17 protein-coding genes and 1 tRNA gene are annotated in these 18,440 nt (G+C 64.7%); 12 read left to right on the forward strand and 6 right to left on the reverse strand.

Translation table 11 applies throughout. From position 1 onward, the window contains the following. The first annotated feature begins 53 nt into the window (after positions 1-53). The 8 genes from H7X47_RS23230 (at position 54) to H7X47_RS23265 (ending at position 8,640) form a co-directional block, all read left to right on the forward strand. Positions 54-917, forward strand: coding sequence for an FAD binding domain-containing protein (locus H7X47_RS23230; protein ID WP_193371168.1), 864 nt, complete (start codon positions 54-56; stop codon positions 915-917). 3 nt (positions 918-920) lie between these two features. Further along, positions 921-1,418, forward strand: a complete 498-nt coding sequence (locus H7X47_RS23235; protein ID WP_193371169.1) for a (2Fe-2S)-binding protein — start codon at positions 921-923, stop codon at positions 1,416-1,418. Continuing rightward, complete coding sequence (locus H7X47_RS23240) at positions 1,415-3,796, forward strand: xanthine dehydrogenase family protein molybdopterin-binding subunit (protein WP_227010737.1); 2,382 nt, start codon at positions 1,415-1,417, stop codon at positions 3,794-3,796. The genes H7X47_RS23235 and H7X47_RS23240 overlap by 4 nt, the downstream gene beginning before the upstream one ends. 102 nt (positions 3,797-3,898) lie before the next feature. Beyond that, positions 3,899-5,173, forward strand: a complete 1,275-nt coding sequence (locus tag H7X47_RS23245; RefSeq protein WP_193371170.1) for an ABC transporter substrate-binding protein — start codon at positions 3,899-3,901, stop codon at positions 5,171-5,173. A 94-nt stretch (positions 5,174-5,267) separates the two neighbouring features. Further along, positions 5,268-6,155: a branched-chain amino acid ABC transporter permease gene (locus H7X47_RS23250; protein WP_319633669.1), complete on the forward strand. Its 888-nt coding sequence runs from the start codon at positions 5,268-5,270 to the stop codon at positions 6,153-6,155. Then, positions 6,152-7,144, forward strand: a complete 993-nt coding sequence (locus H7X47_RS23255; RefSeq protein WP_193371171.1) for a branched-chain amino acid ABC transporter permease — start codon at positions 6,152-6,154, stop codon at positions 7,142-7,144. Before H7X47_RS23250 ends, H7X47_RS23255 begins: the two co-directional genes overlap by 4 nt. Before the next feature lie 9 nt (positions 7,145-7,153). Continuing rightward, positions 7,154-7,921, forward strand: coding sequence for an ABC transporter ATP-binding protein (locus H7X47_RS23260; protein ID WP_193371172.1), 768 nt, complete (start codon positions 7,154-7,156; stop codon positions 7,919-7,921). After that, complete coding sequence (locus tag H7X47_RS23265; RefSeq protein WP_322096532.1) at positions 7,921-8,640, forward strand: ABC transporter ATP-binding protein; 720 nt, start codon at positions 7,921-7,923, stop codon at positions 8,638-8,640. Before H7X47_RS23260 ends, H7X47_RS23265 begins: the two co-directional genes overlap by 1 nt. 800 nt (positions 8,641-9,440) lie before the next feature. On the opposite strand, the gene H7X47_RS23270 is transcribed toward H7X47_RS23265, so the two are convergent. From H7X47_RS23270 to H7X47_RS23285, 4 genes are all read right to left on the reverse strand, one after another. Beyond that, positions 9,441-9,695: a hypothetical protein gene (locus H7X47_RS23270; protein WP_193371173.1), complete on the reverse strand. Its 255-nt coding sequence runs from the start codon at positions 9,693-9,695 to the stop codon at positions 9,441-9,443. Positions 9,696-9,792: 97 nt separating this feature from the next. Beyond that, complete coding sequence (locus tag H7X47_RS23275; RefSeq protein ID WP_193371174.1) at positions 9,793-10,164, reverse strand: single-stranded DNA-binding protein; 372 nt, start codon at positions 10,162-10,164, stop codon at positions 9,793-9,795. 218 nt (positions 10,165-10,382) lie between these two features. Then, a complete protein-coding gene (locus tag H7X47_RS23280) occupies positions 10,383-10,922 on the reverse strand; it encodes a transglycosylase SLT domain-containing protein (protein WP_193371175.1) in 540 nt (179 codons plus the stop codon). A 723-nt stretch (positions 10,923-11,645) separates the two neighbouring features. Next, positions 11,646-12,617, reverse strand: coding sequence for an NAD(P)H-dependent flavin oxidoreductase (locus H7X47_RS23285; RefSeq protein ID WP_193371176.1), 972 nt, complete (start codon positions 12,615-12,617; stop codon positions 11,646-11,648). 74 nt (positions 12,618-12,691) lie between these two features. Here H7X47_RS23285 and H7X47_RS23290 point away from each other — a divergent pair, with 74 nt between their 5' ends. From H7X47_RS23290 to H7X47_RS23305, 4 genes are all read left to right on the forward strand, one after another. Beyond that, positions 12,692-13,537 (forward strand): LysR family transcriptional regulator, encoded by an 846-nt coding sequence (locus H7X47_RS23290; RefSeq protein ID WP_193371177.1) that lies wholly within the window; start codon positions 12,692-12,694, stop codon positions 13,535-13,537. 482 nt (positions 13,538-14,019) lie between these two features. Then, positions 14,020-14,112, forward strand: a tRNA-Ser gene (locus H7X47_RS23295). 426 nt (positions 14,113-14,538) lie between these two features. After that, on the forward strand, positions 14,539-16,143 hold the full coding sequence (locus tag H7X47_RS23300) for a M23 family metallopeptidase (RefSeq protein ID WP_227010738.1): 1,605 nt from the start codon (positions 14,539-14,541) through the stop codon (positions 16,141-16,143). A gap of 73 nt (positions 16,144-16,216) precedes the next feature. Beyond that, positions 16,217-16,636: a bactofilin family protein gene (locus H7X47_RS23305; RefSeq protein WP_193371178.1), complete on the forward strand. Its 420-nt coding sequence runs from the start codon at positions 16,217-16,219 to the stop codon at positions 16,634-16,636. Between the two features lie 9 nt (positions 16,637-16,645). Here the strand turns inward: H7X47_RS23305 and H7X47_RS23310 are convergent, their stop codons facing one another. After that, positions 16,646-17,665: a threonine/serine dehydratase family protein gene (locus tag H7X47_RS23310; RefSeq protein WP_227010740.1), complete on the reverse strand. Its 1,020-nt coding sequence runs from the start codon at positions 17,663-17,665 to the stop codon at positions 16,646-16,648. A 24-nt stretch (positions 17,666-17,689) separates the two neighbouring features. Then, complete coding sequence (locus H7X47_RS23315) at positions 17,690-18,388, reverse strand: haloacid dehalogenase type II (RefSeq protein ID WP_193371179.1); 699 nt, start codon at positions 18,386-18,388, stop codon at positions 17,690-17,692. Positions 18,389-18,440: the final 52 nt, after the last annotated feature.

The following is an 18,440-nucleotide window of genomic DNA, read 5'->3' on the forward strand; positions in this document are numbered from 1 at the left end:
ATAAATAAAGAGGCATCCCATCGAGGATGCCCAGTCGACAGGGGAGGATGCGCTTGAAACCCCGCGCATTCGAATACGTCAGGGCGGCATCCCTGCAGGATGTCTTCGCTGTTCTCGACAGCCACGGCGACGAGGCCAAGGTCCTCGCCGGTGGCCAAAGTCTGGTGCCGGCCCTCAACCTGCGCCTGGCGGCCCCCGAAGTCGTGGTCGACGTGAACGCCGTGGAAGACCTGCACGGTATCGCTCTTGCCGGAGACAGCCTGCGTATCGGCGCCATGAGCCGCTACAGCGAAGTCGCGGCCTCGGAGCTGGTGGCGCGCCACGCCCCGCTCATCGCCCGTGCTATTCCCTTCATTGCCCATCCGGCGATCCGCAACCGCGGCACCTTTGGCGGTTCGCTGTGCAATGCCGATCCGGCCTCCGAGCTGCCGGCCTGCGCGCTGGCGCTGCAGGCGGTCTTCAACCTGAGCAGTTCGGCTGGCGCGCGCGCGGTCGCCGCCGAGGACTTCTTCGTGGGCACCTACGCCACGGCGCTGGAGCCCAACGAAGTGCTGGTCTCGGTGGACATCCCCCTGGCCGGCGACGGTGCCGTGACCTTCTTCGATGAAGTGGTCCGCCGCCGCGGCGATTATGCCATGGCGGGACTGGCGGCCTGCGCCGGATGGTCCGGCGGCATCCTCTCCAATCTGCGGCTCGCGTTCTTCGCGGTCTCGGACATGCCTTATCTGGCCAAGGGCGTGATGGCGCAGGCGGAGGGCAAGGCGGCGGACAGCCTGGATCCAGAGACGGTCTGCGCGGCCCTGGACACGGACTTCGCACCCCAGGAAGACCTCACCACCTCGGGCGCGGCCAAGCTGCATCTCATGAAGGTGCTGACGCGGCGCGCGCTCGCGGCCTTCGCCGGCGCGGAAGGCTGAGCCATGACAAAGCCGGTCCTCCTCACCCTGACCGTCAACGGCGAGCCCGTCAGCCGGGCGGTGGAGCCGCGCCTGACCCTGGCCGACTTCCTGCGCGACGAGCTCGGCCTGAAGGGCACCCATGTCGGCTGCGAGCACGGCGTCTGCGGCGCCTGCACCCTGCGTCTTAATGGCGTCATGGCGCGCGGCTGCCTGACCCTCGCGGTGCAATGCGAAGGTGCCTCGGTCGAGACCATCGAAGGGGTAACCGACAGCGGCACTTTGAAGGACCTGCAGGACGAGTTCGTCGCCCGTAACGCCCTGCAGTGCGGCTTCTGCACACCCGGTATGCTGATGAGCGCGGCCGAACTGCTGGAGCGCGACCCCGCGCCGAGCCGCGAGGAGATTCGCGATCATCTCTCCGGAAACTACTGCCGCTGCACCGGCTACCAGTCCATCGTCGACGCTGTGGAGGCCACCGCCCTGGATCGGGTGCGCAAGCGGGGAGGGCAGGGACAATGAACGACCGTCCCTCCATGTCGGTGCTGGACCGGCCGAACTCCTACATCGGCCGCAGTGTGCCGCGGCCCAACGCCGCGCGCCTCGCCCAGGGGCGCGGCACTTACGTCGACGACATCGTGCTGCCGCGCATGGTTCACCTGGCATTCTGCCGCAGTCCCTATGCCCATGCCGAAATCGTCTCCATAGAGACCTCCGCCGCCGCGGCGCTGCCGGGCGTCCTGCGCGTGGCCACCATGGATGACCTGAAGGACTACTGCTCGCCCTGGGTCGGCGTGCTGGACCATCTGAAGGGCATCAAGTCGGCGCCCCAGTGGCCTCTGGCCAATGGCAAGGCCTTCTTCCAGGGCGAGCCGGTGGTGGCGGTGGTCGCCACCAGCCGGGCTATCGCCGAAGATGCCGTCGATCTGGTGGAGATCGACTACAGGGAACTGCCCGCGGTCGCCGACATGGAGACGGCGCTGGACCCCGAAACGCCGGTAATCCATCCGGAACTGGGCGACAATCTCTGCTTCGAGCGCCGCATCGACGCCGGCGACGTGGACGGCGCCTTCGCCGAGGCCGCAGTGGTGGTCGAGGAGACCTTCCACTTCAATCGCCATACCGGCGTGACGCTGGAGCCGCGCTCGATCATCTGCGACTACAACCCGGCGGAAGAGACGCTGACGCTCTACATGTCGGTGCAGTGCCCGCACATGTCGAAAAACCTCTACGCCAAGCACCTCGACCTGGACGAGGACCGGGTGCGGGTGATCTGCAAGGACGTGGGCGGCTCCTTCGGCATCAAGATCCACACCTATTCCGACGAGATGACCGCCGGCGCGCTCTCCGTCATGCTCGGCCGCCCGGTAAAGTTCGTTGCCGACCGGATCGAATCCTTCGTGACCGACATCCATGCCCGCGATCACCGGGTGACCGCCCGGATGGCGTTCAACGCCGAGGGCGAGGTGACCGCCATCGACATGGACGACGTGACCGGCATCGGTCCCTACTCGGTCTACCCGCGCAGCAGCGGCATCGAGCTGAACCAGGTCGCCAACCTGACCGGCGGCCCCTACAAGCACCGCAACTACCGGGTCCGCGCCCGCGCCGTCTTCCAGAACAAGGGCGTCATGTGCCAATACCGCGGCGTTGGCCATCCGATCGCCATCGCGGTGGGTGAGGCGCTGATCGACAAGGGCGCGGCGGCCCTCGGAATGGACCCCGCAGAGGTGCGGCGGCGCAGTTTCATTGCCGACGATGCCTATCCCTACACCTCGCCGTCGGGCGCGATCTACGAGCGCCAGTCCCACCGCCAGAGCCTGGACAAACTGTTGCAGGTCATGGACTACGACGGCCTGCGCCACGCGCAGCAGGAGGCCCGCGGGCGCGGTGTCCATCGCGGCATCGGCTTCGCCAGTCTGATCGAGGTAACCAACCCCAGCCCGGCCTTCTACGGCGTCGGCGGCGCGCGCATCGCCTCGCAGGACGGCTGCACCATCCGCCTCGACCCAACCGGCGGCATCACCTGCGCCACCGGTGTCACCGAGCAGGGCCAGGGCACCGAGGCGATCATCGCGCAGATCGCGGCCACTGCCGTCGGCGTCGATCCGCGCCACGTGCGGGTCATCACCGGCGATACCGACGTGGTGCCCTATGGCGGCGGCACCTGGGCCTCGCGCGGCGCCGGCATCGGCGGCGAAGCGGCCCTGCAGGCGGGTAAGGAGTTGCGGCGCAATATCCTGGCGGTGGCCGGCGCCATCCTGCAGAGCACGCCCGACAGCCTGGACATCCGCGACGGCATCATCGTCGACTCCGACAGCGGCGCGGAGCGCCTGCCGCTGGCCGAGCTGGGCCGGCTGGTCTACTTCCGCGGTGACACCCTGCCCGAAGGCCTGCAGCCGGAATTGGTCGCCACCAAGCACTACACCTCGCGCAGCTATCCTTTCGCCTTCACCAACGCGGCCCATGCCTGTCATGTCGAGGTCGACGTGGAGACCGGCCTGCTGAAGCTATTGAACTACTGGGTGGTGGAGGACTGCGGCACGGTGATCAATCCCCTTCTGGTGGCCGAGCAGACGCGTGGCGGCGTGGTCCAGGGGCTCGGCGCGGCGCTCTACGAGGAATGCCTCTATTCGCCGGACGGCCAGCTCATCAACGGCTCGCTGGCCGACTACCTGCTGCCGATGGCGGGTGAGATGCCGGACATCGTGGTCGAGCATGTGACCACGCCGACCGAGACCAGCGAGCTCGGCGCCAAGGGCGTGGGCGAGGCCGGCACCGCCGGCGCGCCGGGCGCCGTGATGAACGCCCTGAACGACGCCCTGCAGCCCTTCGGGGCGCGCTTGGCGCATATGCCGTTCACGCCCGACAAGATTTTGCGGGCACTCGGCAAGATTTGAAGGAAGAAAAGACCTGAACAAAGAAAGGCTGGGCAAGACGCAAGAAGCGACCCCTGAAGCAAGTCCGGCCCCGGGAGCGAAATCAGTCCAAGGAGACGAGAAATGGGTGACGACGTGAAGAGCAAGTTGGGCAAGACGGCGCAAAGGTTCAGCCGGCGTTCGGTCCTCAAGACGACGGCCGCCGGCGCGGCAGCGGTCGCGGCCGGCCCGGCTCTGTTCAATATCGCCAGGGCGGCCGACCACAACATCCGCATCGGCTTTCCGGTGCCGCTGACCGGGCCCTATGGTTCCGAGGCGCAGGAGCAGGCACGCTGCGCCCAGATCGCGGTGGACCAGTTCAACGCCGCCGGCGGCCTCAACGGACGCATGGCCGAACTGTTGGTGCGCGACGACAAGCTGAAGCCCGGCGAGGCGGCAACCCGCACGCTGGAGTTGATCGAGAAGGACAAGGTTCACTACGTCTGCGGCTCACTGTCCGCCTCCGTGCAGCTGTCGGTGAACGCGGTAACCAAAGCGCGCGGTATCATCTACGTGTCCATCTCCCAGTCGGACGCCATCAACGAGGCGAAGGACTTCTCCAAGTATACCTTCCACGAGGCAATGAACCCGCATATGACGGCGGGTGCCGTGGGCCGCTACGCCTTCCCCCAGTTCGGCAAGCGTGTCGCCTTTTTGATCGCCGACTACGCCTACGGCCACGAGATGGTGCGCGGCTTCAAGCGGGCCGGCGAAGCGCACGGCATCGAGGTGGTCGCCGAGGTGACCCATCCGCTGGCGAGCAAGGACTTCTCGACTTTCCTGCCGCAGATCATGGCGGCGCGGCCGGACGTGCTCTGCCTCTGCAACTTCGGCTACGACCAGATGAACTCGCTGAAGCAGGCGACCGGCTTCGGCATGAAGCAACAGATGCAGATCCTGGCCCCGGCCTTGCTGTATAATCAGCGCCGCGCCGGCGGGGCCGCCGCCTACGAGGGCGTGATCGGCGGTGCGAACTATCACTGGACCCTGGAAAGCTCGGTGCCCAGCGCCAAGGCCTTTAACGACGCCTACCGTGCGGAGAACGACGGCGCACCGCCGTCCGACTACGGCGCCTACGGCTATGCCGGTGTCGGCGCCCTGCTGGACGGCGTGAAGAAGGCCGGTACCACCGATACCGACGCGGTGATCACCGCGCTGGAGGCGCTGAAGTATGACAAGTACAAGGGTACCCAGTACTATCGGAAGTGTGACCACCAGTCGGTGCAGTCGGTCTTCATCGTGAAGTCGAAGTCGGAATCGGAGATGGCGAACGAGTACGACGTCTTCGACATTGTCCACACCGACCCCGCCTCGGAGGACATACTGCGCTCCTGCGCGGAATTGGGTCACGAGGCCTGACCACCGTAGGCAGCACCCCCGCCGTGAGGTGCGCGGCGGGGGCCTGCGTCCACTGGACATCTGACATGCGATCGGCTGACAAGAGAAGCGAACGGTGATAGGCGGCTATCCGATTGAGTTGCTGGCCCTGCAGCTGTTCACGGGGCTCGCCTTGGGCTCCGTGTTCGTGCTGCTCGCGGTCGGCCTGTCGCTGATTTTCGGCCTGCTGACCGTGGTGAACTTCGCCCACGGCGCCTTCTACATGCTGGGCGCCTACGCGGGTGTCTTCTTCATCGGCTACTTGGGCAATTTCTGGCTGACGCTGGCCGTGGTTCCGCTGGCCGTCGGAGCGGTGGGGCTGGTGGTGGAACGCTGGCTGGTGCGGCCGCTCTACGGCCGCGGCATCGACTATCCCCTCATGCTGACCTTTGGTCTCGCCTACGTGCTTGTCGAGGTGGTGCGCATCCTCTTCGGCGCCGAGGGAATGCCCTTCGACGCGCCCGACTCGCTGATGGGCGCGGTCGACATCGGTGTCGGCTACTTCCCGGCCTACCGCCTCTTCGTCATCGCTGCCACCGCCGTTCTGGTGCTGGCTCTCTGGCTGTTCCTGGAAAAGACCTCCTACGGCCTGGTCATTCGCGCCGGCGCGCGCGACGGCGAGATCGTGCGGGTCCTCGGCATCGACATCTCGCGCGTCTGGCTGGTGGTCTTCGCCCTCGGCACCGGCGTGGCGGGTTTGGCCGGGGTGCTCTCTGCCCCCATGCGCAGCGTTTTTCCCGACATGGGCACGACGGTGCTGGTGGAGGCCTTCGTGGTCACCGTAGTCGGCGGCATGGGCTCCCTGGCCGGTGCCGTGGTGGCCGGCCTGCTGGTTGGCGTGGTGGTCAGCATGACCTCGCTCTTCGCGCCCGCGATGGCCGAGGTGTCGATGTTTGCGCTGATGGCGCTGGTGCTGCTGGTGCGTCCACAGGGCCTTTTCGGCAAGAAAGGGCTAATGGGATGAGCCTCGCCAATCCGCAAGAGCGGCTTACCGTCTCCGGCCGGCGCCTGGCTGGGCTGGTCTCGCTCATGGCACGCCACCGGGTGGCGGCGGTGCTTGGCTTCCTGCTGATCTTCCCCTTCCTGCTGCCTTACGAGGCCTTGGCGGTGAACATCCTGATCTACGGCCTCTACGCCCTCGGCTTCAACATGGTTTTCGGCTACATGGGCGTGTTGTCCTTCGGTCACGCCGCCTTCTTCGGCCTGGGCAGCTATGCCACCGGCATCGCCATCGTCCACTACGGCGTGCCCTGGCTGCCGGCCATCGGCATCGGCATCGTCGCCGCTGGTCTCGGCGCGGCTGTTATCGGCGGGCTGGCGATCCGGACCCGTGGCATCTATTTCGCCATGGTCACCCTCGCGCTGTCACAGTGCGTTTATTACCTGGTGTACCAGATGGAGGATCTCTCGGGCGGCGAGAATGGCCTGCGAGGCGTCGACGTCTACGACCTCAATATTCCCGGCCTTGAGCTCACGCTGATCGACCCACTGACTAAGTATTACTTCGTCTTCGCCTTCGTCGCGCTCGCGGTTTGGCTGTTCTCGCGCCTCCTCGCCTCGCCCTTCGGCGCGGTGCTGGAGGCGCTGCGCGAGAACGAGAGCCGGGCACGCGCCTGCGGCACCGACGTGGCGATGTCCAAGTGGCTCGCTTTCGTCATTTCCGGACTATTCTGCGGGCTGGCCGGAGCGCTGAACGCTATTCACCTGACTATCGTGCCAATCGAGTCGCTGCACTACCACACCTCCGGCCTGGCAGTGATGATGGCGCTGCTCGGCGGCATGGGCACCTTCTTCGGGCCCTTCGTCGGTGCGCTGACCTTCCTCATGCTGGAGGACGTGATCACCCTGGTCACGGTGCACTGGCAGCTCTTCGTCGGCGCGCTCTTCGTGTTCTTCATCCTGTTCTTCCCGCGCGGAATATGGGGAACCCTGCTGCACTGGCTGTCGCGCTAGGGAATGGGCATGAATGACGTGACGACCAGCGCAGAGCCGATCATGAGAGCTGAGAGCCTCGGCATGCGCTTCGGCGGCTTTACGGCGTTGAAGGACGTCTCCGTCGCTTTTCCCGCGGGCGAGCTCACCGCCATCATTGGCCCCAACGGCGCCGGCAAGAGCACTTTCTTCAATCTCATCTCCGGCGCATTTCCGCCGAGCGAGGGCCGTATCTATTTCCGCGGCCGTGACATCACCCGAACTCCGCAGCACCGCTTCGCGCGGCTCGGCATCGCCAAATCGTTCCAGATTACCAACGTCTTTCCGCAGCTGACGGCGCTGGAGAACGTGCGCTTCGCCATCCAGTGCATGAGCCAGCGCTTCAACGTCTGGACGCCGCGCGGCCGCTTCGCCGAGATGACCGAGCGGGCCGCCAGCCTGCTGCAGATGGTCGGGCTCGACCAGCACCATCACCGCCTCGCCATGAACTTGGCGCACGGCGAGCAGCGCGCGCTGGAAATCGCCCTGGCCTTGGCCTGCGATCCGGCGCTGCTGCTGCTCGATGAGCCGACCGCGGGCATGAGCCCGGAGGAGACCACGGCGATGATGGACCTCATCACCAGCCTCGCCGCGGAGCGCACGGTAGTCCTGGTGGAGCACAAGATGAAGCTGGTGATGGGTATCTCCAACCGCCTCATCGTGCTGCATCACGGTGAACTGCTGGCCGAAGGCACGCCGGAGGAGGTGCGCGCCAACGACGAGGTGCGCCGGGTCTACCTGGGCCAGGGGGACCGCTGATGCCGGCGCAGATGCTTAAGGTCGACGACCTCCATGCCTGGTACGACCATAGTCACGTTCTGCAGGGTGTCAGCCTGGGGGCGCAGGCCGGCGAGATCGTCTCCATCATCGGCCGCAACGGCGCGGGCAAAACCACCACCCTGCGCAGTATCATGGGCCTGGTGAAGAAGTGCCGCGGCGAGGTCGCCTTCGACGGCCAGACGGGGCTGCTTGCCCGCCAGGCGCACGCTCGCTACAGCCTGGGACTCGGCTACGTACCGGAGGACCGCCGGATCGTGCCGGGCCTGACGGTGCGCGAGAACCTGCGTCTCGGCCTTGTATCCTCACCGCTGAAGCGGAAGGAGGCGGAGGTCATCGACCGCATTGCGGAGACCTTTCCTCGTCTCAAGGAACGCCTCGACCAGGTCGCGGAGACGCTCTCGGGCGGCGAGCAGCAGATGCTGGCTATTGCCCGTGCCACGGCATCCAGCCCGCGTATGGTGATGCTGGACGAGCCCTCGGAAGGCATCATGCCGGTGCTGGTCGACGAAATGTTCGAGCTTTTCGCCCGCATGAAGCAGGAAGGCACGACGATCTTGCTGGTTGAACAGAACGTTGAGCGAGCGCTGTCAATCTCTGATCGAGCCTACGTCATGGATCACGGCGTTATCGTGCACGAGGCACCGGCGGCCGCACTTCTCGCGGATAAGGCGATCCAAGAACGCTATTGTTCCGTTTAGCCAGATCGCCGTTTCAGCAACTTGTTGCTGAGCGACAGAGCTGGGCGGGCTTCCGGTGTGTACCCCTCTGAACGACAGCTCCTGGCGCTTCGCAGAAGTGAGCGTGCCGGCCGCGTTTGTCCGGTCTGCCCCGATTATCAGGCCTGTTTGATTGCAATCGCAGTCAAGCGAGCACCGTGAGTGAGTGTCGGGATCGGTGGTTTGGGGGCATGCAGCCAACAGCAGTGAAGTCGATGCCGCGCATCAACCCCTGCCTCGTGGCGAACTGCGCAGGGGAAGGGGGCAAAGGCAATCTGCCGGGGTGGTGCGGCCCGCAGCCGCAGGCGAAGACACGGGGCTCGGTCAATTGAGGGACGGGGGGTCGGAATCTCCCTTCGCCCTTGGCCCTGAAAGACCGGCGTGGCTGCCTCCAGCTACCGCGCTCCATCGATAGAGTTTAGCCAACCAGAGAAGGGAGCCGGCCAGGAGCCGCGCCCTCACGCGGCGGGAAGCGGCGACGAGGCGGAGCGGGGGTTCCGGCGGGCCCGCAGGAGTGAAGCGAGGTACGAGCGTAGGCGGGACCGGGGCGCCCCAGCGTGAGCCGGCATCACCAGGCCGCAGTCCCTCCGCGCGAGGGGTCGTGGCGGATGAGCGGCATTTTTCCTTTCAGACTCCCTGGCGGCACGCCCAGCATTTCTGCGCATCTTCCCGCACCGCAGTGTTCTGAAATGTCGCAGAAAACCGCCGTTTACATGGGCCCTCTAAGCATGGGGTCGCAGGTTCAGTCCCTGCGCTGGTTTGTGTTCCCGGCGAATGAGAGGTCACACACCACGCCGCTTTCCTTTAGGTGTGAGATTGAGCTCCTCGCCGGTCACATTCTGGGAAGCCGCGGCGGCTTCGCGAAAGATCGAGAAGGGGTCCTCGCCGGGAAAACCGGCACGGGCCCAGGCCCGGAAGCCTTCCCGGCAGGCGGCAAAGGCCTGCGCGCGTTCGAGTTTCCGGGTCAGCTCCGACCATGAAGCTGCTTCCTCGTGATCAGGGCGCAGCTGGCGAAGGGAGGTGCGATGCTTGGACATGGGACTCTAACAGACGCTCTCATGAATGCCGGCGTCATGCCGGCCAAATAGATCCAAAGGAAAAGGGGGCACCGCCTCAGCGGTGCCCCAATCAGGCCTAGGCGGCTTCCTCTTCGCTGCCTTGTTCGATCATCTTCCGTTCGGGGAAGCGAACCACGGCGTCGCGGCCAAGGATGACCTCGGTGGAGTAGTGCTTCTGACCGTCCTTTTCGTATGAGCGGGTGCGAAGCTGGCCCTGCAGGAAGATCAGATTGCCCTTCGTGCCGTGCTTTTCCACGAGAGCCACAAGGCCCTTACCGAAGGCGGCAATCTGGTGCCACTCGACCCGTTCTTTCCACTCGCCGGACTCCTTGTCCAGCCAGACCTCTGAGGTAGCGACACGGAAGTTGGCAACGGGCTCGCCACCCTTGGTCTCACGGATTTCCGCATCAGCACCAAGACGGCCAAGAAGGGTAACGTTGTTGATCATCGTAATTCTCCTAGTTTGGTAGTTAATCAGAGCTGGGGTGAAGCTGCTGCTGTAACCCTGCCTCGCGGCGAGCAGCGGGTGTGCAAGGGGCAAGGAGGCTCCGCGTAAGGGGTAGTGCGGGCGCGAAAGCGAAGCGGAGCAACACGGCCCGGCGTGGATGCCTTGCCCCGCGCGGAGGGCAGGGCCCTAAGCTTTTGGTTCATTGGAAAGCTCCTTAGCTACTGGCAGTTCACTATCGAGAGCTCCGGCCGCAACACCTTCGCGACGCGGCAACGGTAGCCCTCGGCGCGATCGGGGCTGCGTGAGTGGTAGGCGCCGACGGCTGCCGACCAGGATCCAAGGGCGTCGTAGAGAGAGCGCAGATAGGAGGCCGCGTAGAGGGCGTTTGAGACGGGATCCAGTGCAGCCTCGGGACTGCCGAGCTGGTCGCCGTGCCAGCGCCAGTTGACCTGCAGACACCCGATGTCGAGGTTGCGCCGGCCTTGCTCGATGCGCTCTTGCAAAAAGGCGAAGGCCTCGGCGCGGCTGTTGAAGACGTAACTGCGGCCGGCGTCATTGACGGCCCAGGGATGGCCGGAAGATTCGACGGTACCGATAGCCTGGAGGATGCTGTGGGGTGTGCCGGCTTTGGCCGCGGCCCGTTCGATCGCGGCCGCACAGGTCGCCGCTTCGGCAACTCCGAACAGTTTCAATGTCGCCAGGGCGCAAACCGTCGCGACAATTCCCGCTGTCAGGTAGCGGGCCCCTGAATTCTGCATTAAAGGACAACTGCCCCCGGGTCGGTTTTCGTGGCGGCGAATTCTGTCTCCAGGGCTGACCCGACCCGTTCACAATCAGCTTCGGTGGTGATTCCCACCTCACTGCCGGCCGGGGGTGGCGCGACCCAGGAAGAGCATGATCAGCGATCCGTCTCACTAAAACCTATGGTAGAAAGAAGCTCTTAATAAATAGTTTATGGAACCCCAGGTATAGTGCCCACGCGCAAAAATCAGCGCGAAACCTGGTATTTGCACACGTAAAGATGGTGCTTCTCTTGCTGATAACTCAACTGCCTAGCGGGGGCAAAGCAAGCGTCGGTAGTGTAATCAGACAACTTGCTGGAGGCCGAGCGGCCTGGATCCTGTCGAAGAGCGCTGGGCGTCCGTGTGAAGGACGCTCGGCCGACGGATAATTGAAAAGGAGCCTGCCAGGAGCACCGTCGCAGACGGAGCGGAAAGCGGCGGCCGGCCGGACAAGGTTCCCGGCGCACCCGCAGGAGCGCCCCGCCGGGCGCGGGACCGAGTGCGCCCTTGGGAGGCCGTCAACATCCCATCTTTCAATCCAGGGAGCCCGTTGGTCGGTTAGGGACCCTCGCTCGGCCGGGCGTGCCTATCTTCAGGCGGCAGGCGGCGAGGGCGTTCTTCGCTGCGGCGTTCTTGCCATTGCCAGGTGCAATGCACCCTCACCGAAATACTGCCTTTGAGAAAGGAGAGGAGCAGCCTTCAACTGGCCAGGTAGCGGCTGCTCTCGCAGAGCAGCGCATGGGCCTCCGAGACGGTCGTCTCGACGATATCGCGCGCTGTCTCGATGCTCGCGATCAGGTCTAGCGCTTCTCCGGCGATGAGCACGCGGGTGGAGAAATCGTCGGGGTCGGAGGCTTCGTAGATTGCCTGCTGCGCCGCCGATTCCTGCTTTAGCGCATCGATGTTCCCATGCCAGCGCTTGAGGAAATCGTTGGCGACGATGCGGCCGGTGAAGTGCCAGGGCCAGTCAACGCCGCGGGCGACGTCGAAGACCTTGGAGCGCACCGTTTCGTCGCCGCCGCTGGCGACGAGGGCGGCTTTCGCGGCGGCCGAGCCCTCCGCCTCCGTGCTGGCCCAGAAGCGGGTGCCCATCAGGACGCCGTCGGCGCCAAGCATAAGTGAGGCGGCGAGGCCGCGCCCGTCGGCGATGCCGCCGGCGGCGAGGATGATCTGTTCCGGGCCCGCCCGGTCCCGGACCGCCGGGAGGAGGGCGGTGAGGCCGCGGTCCATTCCGTGCCCCCCGGCCTCCTGACCCTGGACCACCAGGACGTCGACGCCGGCCTTGAGGGCCTGTTCGGCCTGATTCAGCCGTTGGACCTGCCACAGGGTCGGCACGTCGGCGGCCTTGGCCGCTGAGATCATCTCCTCGGCATCACCGAAGGAGACCATCAAGCCGGCCGGCGCGCGCGCCAGAGCCGCTTCGATCAGTTCGGGCTGCCGGGCCACGCTCCAGGTGATGAAGCCGACGCCGACGCGCTGGTTGCCGGCTTGGGAGATCGCCCGGTCGAGCCAGGCAGCTTCGCCATAGCCACCGCCGATAAGGCCGAGGCCGCCGGCGGCCGAGACGGCCGCGGCCAGACGCCCGCCCGCCACCTTGTCCATGGGGGCGAGGGCGATGGGATGGTCGAGCCCGAAGCGCTCGGTGAAGCGGGTCGTCAGTTTCTGTTTCATGGACCGAGGATCGCATCAGGAAGTAGACAAGAGAAATGATTGTTTCAGGAAATTAATATCGATATTTTAGATGTATGGATGTCTTGCTCCTCCGTACCATGGTATGCGTGGCCGACCACGGCAGCTTCTCGGCCGCTGCCGAGGTCATGAACTGTGTCCAGTCCAACATCACGACCCGGATCCGCCGGCTGGAGAGCCACTTCGGGCAAGCCCTGTTCGAGCGCGGCAGGGGCGGGGCGCGGCTGACCGCCTTCGGTCAGAGCGCCTATGAGCGGGCGGTGACGCTGCTTGCCCAGTTCGAGGCCGTCGAGCGCGACCTGCTGGACGCCGCCGGCGGTGCCGCGCCGCTGCGGCTGGGGGCGATGGAGACCACCGCGGCCGCGCGCCTGCCCGCCGTGCTGAAGGCACTGAAGGCGCGGTGCCCGAAGGCGCCGATATCCCTGCAGACCGGCCCGACGGCCCGCCTGCTGGGGCTCCTGTGGGAGCGCAAGGTCGACGCGGCCTTCGTTGCCGGGCCAGTCGATGCCGACCGCTTCACCAGCGTCCCGGCGTTTCGCGAGCGCCTGGTCGTGGTCTCATCCGCCCCCGGCCGGCTTGAAGGGCCGCTCTTTGCCTTCACACAGGGCTGCAGCTACCGCGCGACCGCCGAGACCTGGCTGAGGCAGGCGGGGCGCAGCGACACCGAAGTGGTGGAGATGGGCTCATTCGACGGCATTCTGGGCTGTGTCGAGGCCGGGATGGGTTTTGCCGTCGCCCCGGAGCGTGCGGTCTGCCAGCATCGGACAGGGACCAGTCTGCAGATCGAGGTGTTGCCCGATCCCTTCGCTGAGATCGAGACCTGTCTGGCGATGCGGCTTGACTACCAACCTGTCACTGCGGCCAAGGTCCTCTTGGAGATTTTGGCAGAGGCACCAGGTTAGCCGTAACGAGACCGTTTGACGCCATCTTCGGCTACCTCGAAGAAGCGTCGAGGCCTCGGCTGTGTGGCATCGGCAGCGGCGGTTCCGATGCCATTTCGCAACTGAGCTCGAAGGAACCACAAACTCCTGAAGCAGTCTGGCTGCCCTCATTAACGCGGCTTCTGCCGCCTGGAGGCTGATAGAGCCCTGAGGGCTCACAGGCTGTTGGCTGTCGATGTGTGTCCCCATCCAAGACAACTGCGTGGTTGGCGACGGCAAATTCTTGAGCGGCGTCTTGATCTCTGACGGGCAGATCAGGCGACCGGACGACAAGCGCGGCAACTGGTGTGGATGACGGAGAAAAGAGAATAAAAAGGGAACAAAACTGTGTCAGCTTTGTGCCACAGTTGTCGCGCTGTTCCGCTTTTTTGGTCGGACGACTTCACTTTGGGCTTGCGCGACCCCGAGTCAAAACGTTACGAAACCTGCGCTTTTCCCGGCGAGGACAGGTGGCCGAGTGGCTGAAGGCGCTCCCCTGCTAAGGGAGTATGTGGTTAAAAGCCGCATCGAGGGTTCGAATCCCTCCCTGTCCGCCATCTTCTCCGTGACGCCTGCGTCGCGGTTGGGCGAATCATCCAAATATTTCCGATACTAGGGCCGATGCCGCCGTTCGGCGCTGCCGCGTTAACGGGAGGTTAATGCTGTTACCTCTTGATGACACAGCAGTTTCGTTGCCGGTTCATGATGTCTTAGGAATCGGCCTTCATACTTGCTTCAGGAATGCGGTGCGGATACGTTAGCGGCGTCTTAACCAAGCGGTCTCAATCAAGGGTTCTGCCCTTTTCAAGGGCAGGGCTGGGGGAAACTCACAAAGGCACCGACCGGCGCAATTCGCTATCGCCCTGAAGTTGTTTGGGAAATGAAGTGGCGAATGCGCCGAATGCGTGGAAGACGCGCACTCGCCATGGCCAGCCTCGGCGAATTGCCGCTTCATTTGCGCGACAGGGAGGACGTGCCACGACATGTGGATGGGCGTGAAGGCCAGGGTCGCTGACCTTCTGGATCGGGTCTTTGTACCGCGCGAGATGATACTGCGCGCGAATGACCGTGTGACGGTCATTCGGCTGCCTGTCCGCACTCAGAAGCTGGTTGCCCTCGCCGTCGTGACCCTGCTGAGCTGGTCGGTCATCGCCAGCGGGGCCCTCGTGGTTCAGAACCTGGTGATCGCCGGCAAGAACCAGAAGATCGAAGAGCACAAGCTCGCCTACTTCGAGCTCCTGCAGGAAGTCTCGGAGTATCACGAGCAGTTCGCGCAGATCACCCAGAACCTGGAGAGCAATCAGGCCTTTCTGCTTTCCATGCTGGAGAACGGCGCCGAAGCGGAAGCCGATATCGCCGCCATCGAACGGCGCCTCAAGGACAGCAGGACCGAGGAAAACCGGGTCACGGTCGCCAGCGGCGGCCTGCGTGAGAAGCTTCAGCGCTTCGAGAACGACCTGCATGAGATCGTCGACCGCAACCTTGAGCTCCGCACCCAGGTGTCAACGATGCGCGAGGTCCTGACGGACACCGAGGCCGAGAAGGACCAGGTGGCGGAAGCCAGGGAGATGCTGGGGCAGCGCCTCGAGGAGGTCCAGGACGCCTTGGCCAAGGTGAGCGAAGAAAAGCGCCAGCTCACCCTCACGGTAGCCGATCTGCGCGCCGACATCGCCGAGTCCCGCGAGCAGCTGGCCGCCGCGCAATCGGTCCAGGATAATCTGAAGGGCGAAATCACCCTTTTGGGGAGCCAGCTGGTCGAGGCGGGCAAGCGGCGTGACGGGCTGGAGCGGCAGGTCGCGGGCCTGCAGGATTCCCTCGGCAATGCCGTTCACCGCGGGGATAGCCTACAAGACGACCGCGAGGACCTGCGCACCGTGGTCGCCGAGCTGCGCCAAAGAATGGTGGATATGCGTCAGGCGCAGCACGACATTGTGCAGAGGCTGCGCGAGCGCACCGAATTCAGCGTCGATACGATGGAACGCACTGTCGCCATGACCGGCTTGAAGCTGGATGAGCTTCTGGCGTCTATCGGCGACGTCAGCAGCTCCCAGGGTGGCCCTTTCGTCGCCGGCGATTATACCGGTGACTTCGATGGCGATGCGGAGCTGGAAATTGCCCTGTCCCTGCTGGACCTGAGGCTCAGCCGCTGGTCGGCACTGCAGCGTGTCATGCGCACCTTGCCGCTCAGCGTGCCGCTGGAGCAGTACCAGCTGAGCAGCGGTTTCGGCTCCCGGACCGACCCAATCAACGGTCGCGATGCAGCGCACCACGGCCTCGATTTCAAGGCGCCCATGAAGTCGCCGGTCTACGTGACGGCCCCCGGAAAAGTGGTCTTTGCCGGCTGGAGAGGCCCTTATGGCCGCATGATCGAGATCGATCATGGGCACGGGGTGCGCACCCGCTATGCGCACCTAAAAAAGATTCTTGTCAAAAAGGGGCAGCAGGTTGCTAATCGTGAGAAGATCGGGCTGGTTGGCTCTTCCGGCCGCAGCACCGGTCCACATTTGCATTATGAAGTGCGCTACAAGGGCGTTCCATTAAACCCCAAGAAGTTCCTCACGGCAGGTAAGCATGTTTTCAAAGACTAAAGACAGCACGAGCACTCCCGAGCCGACGACTTCGACCTCTTCGGAGCCTAAGCGAAGCACCGCTCAGAGCGGGGTGCCCTCGATCATCAGCGCCGACCTCAAGATTACCGGCAACCTGAAGAGCGATGGTGACATCCAGGTCGACGGCAACGTCGAGGGCGATATCGACAGCGCGACCCTGACGGTGGGTGAAGGCGCCCACGTGAAGGGGCACATCAGCTGCGAGACGGTCCGAATTCATGGCACCATCGATGGCGCGGTGAAGGCGAAGTCGGTGGTCATGGCGAAGACCGCCCGGGTGATCGGCGACATCATCCACGACAGCCTGGCGATCGAAGCCGGTGCCTTCATCGAGGGCAACATCAAGCGCCTGGAAGGCGCGGGTCGGACCTCCACCCCGGCGAGCGCCAGCACCGCCCCGACATCGAGTGGCTCCGGTGCCTCCGGCGGTTCCACCGGATCAGCCGCCGCCGCAAAGCCGGTAGCTGGCTAGGAATTTGCTCTAGCCTTCCTCGGCGAGGACGGCGCGGTAGAGTTCGGCATCGACGTTGCCGCCGGAGAGGGTGATCCCCGTCACCCGGTCGGCGACGTCGATTTTGCCTGCCAGCACGGCGGCCAGGCACACGGCGCCACCAGGTTCGACCACCAGCTTCAGTGTACGGAAAGCATATCGCATCGCGGCTTTGACCTCGGCATCGGTGACGGCCAAGCCACCGCTGACTCTGGACTGGTTGACCGCGAAGGTGATGTTCCCCGGCATCGGCGACAGCAAAGCATCGCAGATGGACGGAGCGGCTTTGCCGTGAGGAACCGGATGTCCCGCCTCGAAGGAAAGCCGCGTATCGTCGTAGCCCTCCGGTTCCACGGCAAAGAGGCGGGTGTCCGGTGACAGCGCCTCAAGGGCCAGCGCGCAGCCGGCGGTGAGCCCGCCGCCGCCGCAACAGACAAGCAGGCTGTCCAGCGTCACCCGCCGGGCGCTGGCGTCTTCGAATATTTCCAAGCCGCAGGTGCCTTGCCCGGCAATGACGCCGGGATCGTCATAGGGTCTTACCAGCGTCGCTTTGCGTTCTGCGGCGATCGCCGATCCAATCTCTTCCCGGGACTCTTTGTAGCGGTCGTAGAACACCACTTCGGCGCCATAGCCTCGGGTGTTGTCGACCTTGATCGCCGGGGCGTCGGACGGCATCACGATGACTGCCGGCAGCCCCAGCAGTGCCGCCGCCGCCGCCACGCCCTGGGCATGGTTGCCGGAGGAATAGGCGACAACGCCGCCGGCCCTGTCCTGCTCGGTGATCTGGCTGATCCGGTTAAATGCGCCGCGGAACTTGAAGGACCCTGTGCGCTGCAGGGTCTCCGCCTTCATCAGGACACGGCCGCCGACAACGTCGTTCAGCGCCGGAGATTCGATGAGCGGGGTTCGAACGGCCAGCCCTTGCAGCCGCGCGGCGGCGGCCTTCACGTCGTCGAAGCAGGGAAGGGGGCCAAGCGCGGCGGTATCGGACGGCTGGATCATCTGTGTCATGGCAGGGGCCAGGTTCTTTCGTTATCAGGCAATTCCAAGCAGGGGCGGCAGTTCGTCGAGACGGTGAATGACCGTCGCCAAGTCACCGGGCAGGCGCTCCTCCTCACGGTTGAAGCGGTTGATCCAGGCGACGTTGAAGCCGAAATGGGCAGCTCCCTTCGCATCCCATCCATTGCTGGAGAGAAAGCATACTTCCTGCTTCTTCACGCCCAAACGATCAAGCGTCAACTGGTAGACCCGGGTATCGGGCTTGTAGATCCCCACGTCCTCAACGGAGAGGTTGGCATCCAGCAATTGGTCCAGGCCCGCGGATTGCACCGCGGCCTCGAGCATCCTGGGGCTGCCGTTGGAGAGGATCGCCGTTTGCAGTCCGTTTGCCTTCAGGGCCTCAAGCGTGGGCTTCACCTCTTCGTAGGCGTCCAGCGAGAGGTAGAGGTTCATGAGCTTATCGTGCAGATCGGGGTCCTTCACACCCGAGGCCGAAAGCGCGAAGTCCAGGCCGTCGGATGTCACTTGCCAGAAATCCACGTGTGCAGCCATCAGGCTGCGCAGCCAAGTGTATTCCAGCTGCTTTTGGCGCCACATGTCGGAGACGGCGTCGGCTTTTTCACCCAATGCCTGGCCCCCGTTTCGGACAGCGGAATGAACGTCGAAGAGGGTGCCATAGGCGTCGAAAACGCAAGCTTTGACGGAGGCGAACTGCGGTAGCCGATCGGCGGGCATGGAGAGGGTTCCCTGAATTGTTGATTGTTTCGACCGCCGGGGCCGAGTTGGT

Source organism: Pelagibius marinus, assembly GCF_014925385.1.
In the GTDB taxonomy this organism is placed as follows: Bacteria; Pseudomonadota; Alphaproteobacteria; order Kiloniellales; family Kiloniellaceae; genus Pelagibius; species Pelagibius marinus.